We start from the raw sequence: 271 nt of genomic DNA on the forward strand, positions 1-271 counted from the left end.
TGGCCTGCAGCCAGCGCGCGGCGCGGGCGGCGCTCTCGGGGCTGTCGACCGGGCTGCCACTCAGCTGCGCGGCCTCGGCTTCGTTCACCACCAGCACATCGATGGTCGGCCACCAGGCATCGGGCAGCGGCTGCACCGGCGAGGGGTTGAGCACCGTCTTGCAGCCCACGGCGCGCGCGCTGCGCAAGGCCTGGTCCACCTCCTGCAACGGGGTCTCAAACTGCAGCACCACATAGTCGGCATCCTGCAGCAGCGGGCGCAGCACCGGCTC

1 protein-coding gene is annotated in these 271 nt (G+C 72.0%); it reads right to left on the reverse strand.

Features of this window, described 5'->3' with window-relative positions; all coding sequences use genetic code 11:
* A partial coding sequence (locus H928_RS28280) for a PfkB family carbohydrate kinase (RefSeq protein ID WP_043340592.1) occupies positions 1 to 271 on the reverse strand: 271 nt, incomplete at both ends.

This window comes from Comamonas sp. B-9, from assembly GCF_000410635.1.
Taxonomy (GTDB): Bacteria; Pseudomonadota; Gammaproteobacteria; order Burkholderiales; family Burkholderiaceae_C; genus Comamonas.